Below are 7,753 nucleotides of genomic sequence, written 5' to 3' on the forward strand. Positions count from 1 at the left end.
AAGAAGTCAATAGTTATTATTTCTTTCAGCAATCAGCCGAAAGCGATGAAGTTTTTCGTTTGTCTTAGTTGGTGCTTATTTATATTAATCCTTTCCCACCATAAAGTCAACACATTTAATGCATTTCCTTGCTAAATGATTTAATCAATTATATATAGGGGAATAAACGCATGTCATACCTTAGCCTTCCTCTTTATAATCCAACAAAATCGTTGATTCCATCCATTGTATTAAATCAAACCTATTTGAAACACTTCCCCTTCAACTAGTCACGCTTTCTGTAAAATCGATAAAAACCTATGTTCCTTTAACAATCGGATGGACCATTTAAAAATAAAACGCTAAATCACCGATTTTCATTGTCCAAATATTTAAAAATATTTTTTACAATTTTACTTTCTTGTACTATAATAAATATATTTTAAAAATTTCAGGAGAGACTTTTAATCATTATAGTAATAGTTGGGAGAGGGATTTATAAATGATTAATAAAAACACATCTTTGAGGATGCAAAGTATCGTTTTTATTGGCTTTATGGGAGTAGGAAAGACGACGATCGGACAGAAAGTAGCAAGGAAATTATATAGGGACTTTATTGATATAGATCAAGAAATTGAAAAGGAATTCAATATGCCCACTACAGAAATATTCAAGAAGTTTGGAGAAAAAGCTTTTCGCGAAAAAGAAAAAAGTGTGATTGAAAGCCTTAGTCAACAACAATTGAAAATCATTTCAGTTGGAGGCGGGGCATTTTTACAAGAGGATATACGGAATATCTGTTTATCCAATTGCATTGTCTTTTACCTGGACTTATCTTGGGAATACTGGAAAGAGAGAATAGGCTTACTTATTGATAGTAGACCTGTTTTACAAAGCCGGTCCCTTGAGGAAATCGAGGAACTCTTTTACACGAGACAAGAAATATACTCCTATCATCATTCAAAAGTGAATACCAATGATCTTGATGTTGATGAAGTGGCAGACTTTATAGTCGATTCATTGAAAGTTGCCTGGGATATTTATGAACCGCTTAAGTAAGACCAGCTCTTTCATGTAATCGATTTTCCCAATAAAAGAATAATAGAAAAGATGAAAAGGGTACAGTAGTTTGGATACCTAACCTCCTGTAGTCTAATCACCTTTTTATTTTTCTTTATTAGGAAGACTCTCTAATAATCAGTTCTGGATTCAATATGATTCGCTGTTGTTCACGTTCAATTTTCTCCATTTGCTGATATAGGAGATTCGCTGCCTCTTTTCCAATACGTCTAGGGAATGAGGAAATGGTCGTTAGCGGAGGATGGTAGATTTCTGCGACTGGAACGTTATCGAACCCTACAATATCTATATCTTTTCCAGGAGTAAATCCTTTCATCATTAATCCTTGCATAACACCAAAAGCAATTAAGTCGCTAAAGCAAAAAATCGCGGTAGGCGGATTAGGATTCTCAAGTACTTTCAATACAGCCTCCAGCCCTCCCTCCCGTGTAGGCGCACTATCTATCACCAGCGATTCATCCACTTCCAATCCCGCTCTTGAAAGAGCTTCACGGTATCCCTCCATTCTCTCGACCCAGGTAGAAGATTCCTTGATGCCACCAAGGAGCGCAATTCTTTTATGTCCCTTTCCAAGGAGATGATCAACAGCCATCCTGGCTCCTTCTGGATAGTCTATGCCTACATAGTCGCTATTCACTCCAGGTAGTTCCCTAACGGCAAGGACCATCGGCGTATCAATTTCATTTAACCGTTCAATTGTATCTTGTGAGCTTTCAGAGACAGGACAAAGAATCAGGCCTCCCACCCTATGTTCCATCATGGTTGAAAGGAGATGGTCTTGCTTGGCAACCGAGTCGAATGTAGTTCCCAGCAACACTGTATATCCGACCTCATCCAATGCGTCGTGAACGCCTATCAGGAATTCAGAAAAAAAGGTGTTTGATATGTCGGTAATAATGATTCCTACAGTATCAGAACTCTGCGACCTTAGGTTTGCTGCAATTCTATCGTATACATAACCCAGTTCATGCATGGATTTCAATACTTTTTTTCGCGTCGCTTCCGATATTCGAGGGTTATTGCGAACGATAAGGGAAGCAGTGGATGTAGAAACCCCAGCATGTTTCGCTACCTGTTGCAGTGTGACCCGCCCTTTTTTGGATTGTTTCATAGTTCAATCACCATCTTGAATGTATTTTTAATGTACTTATTATTATCATGTTCTTACTATAATAATAATATAGTTACTGTCATTATTACACCCTTGCTTTTGGAACATGGGTAACTCATCGATTAATACTCACTCCAATACATCTATATCCAATATTCATTAGTCCAAAAAAAAAACGCCACCCGAGTTCTAGAAGATGGAGTTTTAAATAATCCTTCAATATTTATTAGCCATGGTTAAATATGGTCTGGTGCTGTGTCAATTTTTTATACCGGTAATAAACAAAAGCTGCAGCTAGGATGCCAATAGTTGCAATAAAGCAATCGAAAAGAAATATATGCGATATATCCCCGCTCTTAGCGATCAAGCCCGTTGCAATTGGTAAAATGACGCTCGCCAAACTGGAAGCCGTCGCAACGATCCCTGTTACAGTTCCTTTTTTCCTCCAGAAGAGTTCAGTCATTATTGCAATGGTCAATTGAAATATCCCAGCTGTCGAGGCTCCAAGGAAAAAGGAGCTAATACTTAAGACAATAGGTGAATGAATCGTTAATATGATGATTACCGTAAGTAAAGTAATCATTGGATAAAGCAATATCACCGTCACGGGCTTAATCCATTTGTTTAATAAGATGGATAATAGCAGGACGGAAATCAGTGATCCAACACTATAATAGCTCAATAATTTAATTGCACTTGAAGATGGCATCCCTGCGACTTCCTGGCCGAAACTCGGTAACCAGATTTGCGAAACAGTAAATAACGCCGTTGATGTAAATCCAATTATGATTAGCGCGACTCCTTCGTTCCAAAATTTAGGTTCAGTTATGAATCTGTTCATATGCAAATCCTCCTCATTACTGACAGCATCGGATTTGCTTGTTGGAAATGAAGCGGACAAAACAAAAAACATATTCAAGAAGTAGACTACAGCCGGTAATAAAAATGCAAACCCGTAAAATAATTCGTTCCTAGTAAGAAACAAGATGATGAATGGCAGGATGGTTGCACCAAGTGAACCAAAAGCCTTAACCATAACACTGGCGGAACCAGCAGATTCAGGAAACATTTCAGTTAGTGCCGGATATGTACCAGCATCCATTGCTGAGTTGGAAATTCCCGCAAGTAAAGCAAATACAAAGGCTATTTCATATGTGGGGGAAAATGGAATCCCAATTAAAAAAACTGCCATTATAACTGAAGAGACAAGTATCAATGGCTTTCTCCCAAATTTATCTGATAATACTCCCGAGAGACCATACGTGAGTAATCTGCCTATTCCTATTGCTGCAATAAGATAACTGATGCCAGTAGAGTCCGTATCCCATTGTTCTGTTAAAGAGGGCATGTTTGAGGCGAGAATTATATTTACCATCCCTAGCAGGAAATAGTTAATATACATGCCAGATGCCGCTTTAAAATACTGATTTTTCATTATTACACCCCTATAATAAATCATTGTGTTTCTCCCCTAGTACACTTCAATGCACAATGTTATTACATTAAAGCCTCCCCTTTATGTTATCCATTTAAATGAAAACCACTTTTCAAAAAAAAACGCTAAGAAAAACAAGGGATTTCACTCCCTGCATTTCTTAGCTCCGAGGTTTCTGCACCCATTTGATGTAATCATTTAACGATGATGCACATCGAGTATCAAAAAATCCTCCATTTGGAGAATAATCTCCAGAGTGGAATCAGTTAATCAGTTATTCTGCAAACAATTGCTCTTTGATGTAATCAACAGGCATCTGTTGACCTGTCCATAATTCAAAGGCAAGTGCACCTTGCCAAAGCATCATCCCAAGACCATTAATAGCTGTAGCACCCGCAGCCTCAGCTTGTTCCATTAGTTTTGATTTACGTGGGATGTAAACAACATCGGTTACGATTAGATCAGGACGCAGCATTGATTCGTCTTGAATGACACTTAAGCCATCAAGTGGTTTCATGCCAACGCCAGTTCCATTTGCCAAAATATCACTAGTTGCAATTTCAGCCTTTAATTGTTCAACATTTTCAAGAGGGTACACATTGGCTTTCACATTTAAGTGCTTCATATCTTCATTGATGATTCGTACATTCTCTTCTGCTTGCGGGAAGAAAGCATCATCACGAGCAAAAATGCTGATTTCCGCCACACCTTCCAGCGCAGATTGAATGGCAATTGGAGTAGCAGCCCCGCCAGAACCGATAAGAGTCATTTTCTTTCCTTTAATATCTATACCATGTTCTTTTAGGTTCCGAGTATATCCCATTCCATCTGTGCTGTGCCCTACGAACTTTCCATCGACATTGACAACTGTATTAACGGCCCCAGAAAATTTAGCACTGTCTGCCAATTCATCAAGATATGGAAGGATCTTCATTTTATTAGGCATGGATACGTTAAATCCTTTTACATTTAATGCACGCATCCCTTTGACTGCATCTTCCAGCTCTTCATTTCCAACCTCAAATGCTAAATAGGCGCAATTCAAGCCTAATTTATCGAAAGCCAAATTATGCATGGCAGGTGATAAAGAATGTCCGATAGGTGTTGCCAGCAATCCTACTAATTCTGTTTTCCCATTAATTCGTCCTAGATTTTCCATGTTCTATTCCCCCTGATTTTTTAAACTTTATATAAATTCCTTCTCGTAAGGAATTATGGGTTAAATATTTTGATCAATGATCTCCAATACATCTCTTAATTGAGTAACAGGAATTTGTCCTGGGGCAGATGATTCTTTTCCGGCACCGAATGTACAAGAAGATCCAAACACCGCGCCAGATAATCGACTGACCAGGCCTGTACCCGACATTGACATCGTAATGAATGGACGATCGGCATACTTTGTTTTCATCGTGTAAGTTGCATCTAATAAAACGAGTAAGTCACCAACAGTTTGGGGCATTACAGCGATTTTTGGAATATGGGCGCCAAACTCCTGCATTTTACGCAATCGGTAAATGATTTCTTCTTTTGCTGGTGTCTTATCGAAATCATGGTTACACATTACTACGTATACGCCATTTTCCTCAGCTACCTTTACAGCCTCCTTCACTGATGATTCTTCAAAAAATAACTCCACATCGACAAGATCAATATTCTTCGTTTTAATTGCTGTATGAAGAAGTTGGAAATAATAAGCATCGCTGATCTCCTTGTTTCCGCCTTCTTTATGGCTTCTAAAAGTGAAAAGCAGCAAAGTACTGGGTACAGCACTTCTAAGTTTTGATATCATATCCGAAACGGCTTCTAAGCTTTCGACTTGTTCAAAGACATCTGCTCGCCATTCAATGATATCCGGGTTTAGCCCATTTACCGTTTCAACTTCTTTAAGCAGTTCATTTTCAGTTGTCCCCATTAGTGGAACGATGATCTTTGGAACCCCTTCTCCGATCGTTACGTCTTTGATCGTGATTGTTTGCATGGATGTTTCCCCCTTTTATCATTTTCATCAGTGGGGTTCATGCCCCACTGATTTTCGGCTGGACCGTTTAATTGGAAACCTTAATTACTTTTTTGTATCGATAGGCAACGAATACGGCTAATAAAATACTAACTACCGCAATTGCCACATCAAACAAGAAGACCGCAGTTAACCCAGTACTCTTAGAAATGATACCTGTAACGAAAGGTATGATGATAAAGGCTGAACTACCTGCAATGTTTACATATGAAGTAATCGTCCCTTTATTGGCAGGGAAGAATTCTGTTATTATTGTCATGGCTAATTGAAACACCCCTGCAGTTGAAAGCCCAATGAAGAAAGCGCTCAAAACAGTTATAAATGGTTGCTGGATGTAAATGAGTGACAATAAAGATAATGCTGCGATGATCGGATAGATAATCATGACGGTAATCGGCTTAATAACTTTATTCAATAGAACTGCTAGTAAAATGACAGAAACAAGGGAGCCAATGCTATAGTAACTAAGCAATTGAACAGCCTTAGCCTGGGTTAGCCCCAATACATCTTGTCCGAAGTTCGGGAGCCAGACTTGAACCAGCATGAATAAAGCAGTTGATGTGAAGCCTAATAGTATGACGGCCAAACCTTCCTGAGCAAACTTCGGTTTTGAGAGGAATTGGTGTTGAACCGGCGCAGTTTGTTCATCACCTTGAGTCTGGCTTTGAGCTTTATGATCCGGGAATGATACCTTAAGCAGGAAAAATCCATTAACAAGATAAACAGCAGCCATTAAGAAGAATGTATACCCGTAAAACATATCTCTAGCTATAAAGAACGCCATGATAAATGGAAGAAGTGCGGCACCGACTGAAACGAACGCTTTTACTAATACGGTAGCGGAACCAGCTTTCTTTTGAAAAGCCTCAATAAGTGCTGGATACGTACCTGCATCCAAAAATGAATTTGCAATCCCAGCACATACAGCAAATATAAATGCCAATGTATAGTTAGGAGCCAAAGGTATACCTATGAGGAAGATCAGGTAGATAAAAGATGCAGAAACGACAAATGGTTTCCTTCCTAATTTATCCGACAGTCTACCGGCGAAAAACAAAGAAACTAACTTACCGATTCCTATAGCAGAAACCAAGTAACTTATCCCTGAGGCACTTGTGTTTAATTGCTCGGACAAATTTTCCATATTTGACCCAATGATAATATTGATCATACCTAAAATAAAATAGCTAATATATAAACCTGTGGCCATTTTTATAAATGGATTTTTCATGAAACACACCCCTATTAAAAAGTTATCGAAATGCAATTTGATTCTTAAGCCTTTCAGAAGTTGCCCCCTTGCCCCATACTATAAATTTAAGAAACAATATTACGTACTAAATAAAAACAATAAACTTCATTAAGTTAACCGGCTTCAGTTAGTACATCGTTCTACTAACTTTCCGCATAACTAGTATATCGTTCTACTAATCAATCTTAATTAATGTTAGACATCGTTCTACCAAAAAGGATTCAAAACTGCTTTGATCCGTGTCATCAATGATTATGCGCGGAAAAGTGGTCTTAAATTATTGGTATATCGTTCTACTAACAACCGATTAGTTTCTAAATTCAAAAGGTATTGAATTAACACTTATGCTAAAGTTAATTAGTTAAATTTATTTAGTATATCGTTCTACTGAATTATTATACTGCGCTAATTTAATTGTGTCAAACTCATGAAGCAGTCCTTACTAACTATAAAGCAATTCCTTATATTCATTATTTCTAGATTTCGAAGTGCTCATTTTGGATCTTATTTACCTTAAAAGTTCAGCCATACCACGGATTTGTACTGTTCATTCAAGATGAAGCATACTTTTATTGATGTGGCACAAAGTATTTTATCATTTATGAGGGCTCCCTTGTGTTTCGATATTCTCCACTTTTTTGTTACCAGTTTCTGAATAACTTTCTTTTTAGCTAAAATATATGTACAGCTGCTTATTTAAATACAATTATCCAGTTATTTGCAAACGGATTGAATAACCAATGTCTAAGTAAAGCTGGGAGAATGTTTCACTTATATTTTCAATATCACCTTCTCAAGGTGAAATAACAACTTCTATATAATAGAAATAACTGGGCTTCATAATTTTCATAAAGCAAAAAAGACCAGCCGGATGG

6 protein-coding genes are annotated in these 7,753 nt (G+C 37.7%); 1 reads left to right on the forward strand and 5 read right to left on the reverse strand.

Features of this window, described 5'->3' with window-relative positions:
* Window positions 1-481 precede the first annotated feature (481 nt).
* On the forward strand, window positions 482-1,039 hold the full coding sequence (locus tag J7E52_RS25990) for a shikimate kinase (RefSeq protein WP_053533572.1): 558 nt from the start codon (window positions 482-484) through the stop codon (window positions 1,037-1,039).
* Window positions 1,040-1,157: 118 nt separating this feature from the next.
* Here J7E52_RS25990 and J7E52_RS25995 read toward each other — a convergent pair whose 3' ends face one another.
* From J7E52_RS25995 to J7E52_RS26015, 5 genes are all read right to left on the reverse strand, one after another.
* Window positions 1,158-2,171, reverse strand: a complete 1,014-nt coding sequence (locus tag J7E52_RS25995) for a LacI family DNA-binding transcriptional regulator (RefSeq protein WP_214751345.1) — start codon at window positions 2,169-2,171, stop codon at window positions 1,158-1,160.
* A gap of 226 nt (window positions 2,172-2,397) precedes the next feature.
* The gene (locus J7E52_RS26000) at window positions 2,398-3,606 is read right to left on the reverse strand and encodes an MFS transporter (RefSeq protein ID WP_214751347.1); all 1,209 of its coding nucleotides are present in this window, start codon (window positions 3,604-3,606) and stop codon (window positions 2,398-2,400) included.
* 274 nt (window positions 3,607-3,880) lie between these two features.
* A complete protein-coding gene (locus J7E52_RS26005) occupies window positions 3,881-4,765 on the reverse strand; it encodes a shikimate dehydrogenase (RefSeq protein WP_101226132.1) in 885 nt (294 codons plus the stop codon).
* 60 nt (window positions 4,766-4,825) lie between these two features.
* Window positions 4,826-5,587, reverse strand: coding sequence for a type I 3-dehydroquinate dehydratase (aroD, locus tag J7E52_RS26010; RefSeq protein ID WP_214751349.1), 762 nt, complete (start codon window positions 5,585-5,587; stop codon window positions 4,826-4,828).
* A 67-nt stretch (window positions 5,588-5,654) separates the two neighbouring features.
* Window positions 5,655-6,857 (reverse strand): MFS transporter, encoded by a 1,203-nt coding sequence (locus J7E52_RS26015; RefSeq protein ID WP_214751351.1) that lies wholly within the window; start codon window positions 6,855-6,857, stop codon window positions 5,655-5,657.
* Between the last annotated feature and the right edge of the window lie 896 nt (window positions 6,858-7,753).

The organism is Bacillus sp. ISL-34 (genome assembly GCF_018613325.1).
Lineage (GTDB): Bacteria > Bacillota > Bacilli > Bacillales > DSM-1321 > Peribacillus.

Bases quoted from the DNA above. Each gene is read 5' to 3' on its own strand.
- J7E52_RS26000 (WP_214751347.1), bottom strand. From the start codon at position 3,606: ATGAAAAATCAGTATTTTAAAGCGGCATCTGGCATGTATATTAACTAT.
- aroD (WP_214751349.1), bottom strand. From the start codon at position 5,587: ATGCAAACAATCACGATCAAAGACGTAACGATCGGAGAAGGGGTTCCA.
- J7E52_RS25990 (WP_053533572.1), top strand. From the start codon at position 482: ATGATTAATAAAAACACATCTTTGAGGATGCAAAGTATCGTTTTTATT.
- J7E52_RS26015 (WP_214751351.1), bottom strand. From the start codon at position 6,857: ATGAAAAATCCATTTATAAAAATGGCCACAGGTTTATATATTAGCTAT.
- J7E52_RS26005 (WP_101226132.1), bottom strand. From the start codon at position 4,765: ATGGAAAATCTAGGACGAATTAATGGGAAAACAGAATTAGTAGGATTG.
- J7E52_RS25995 (WP_214751345.1), bottom strand. From the start codon at position 2,171: ATGAAACAATCCAAAAAAGGGCGGGTCACACTGCAACAGGTAGCGAAA.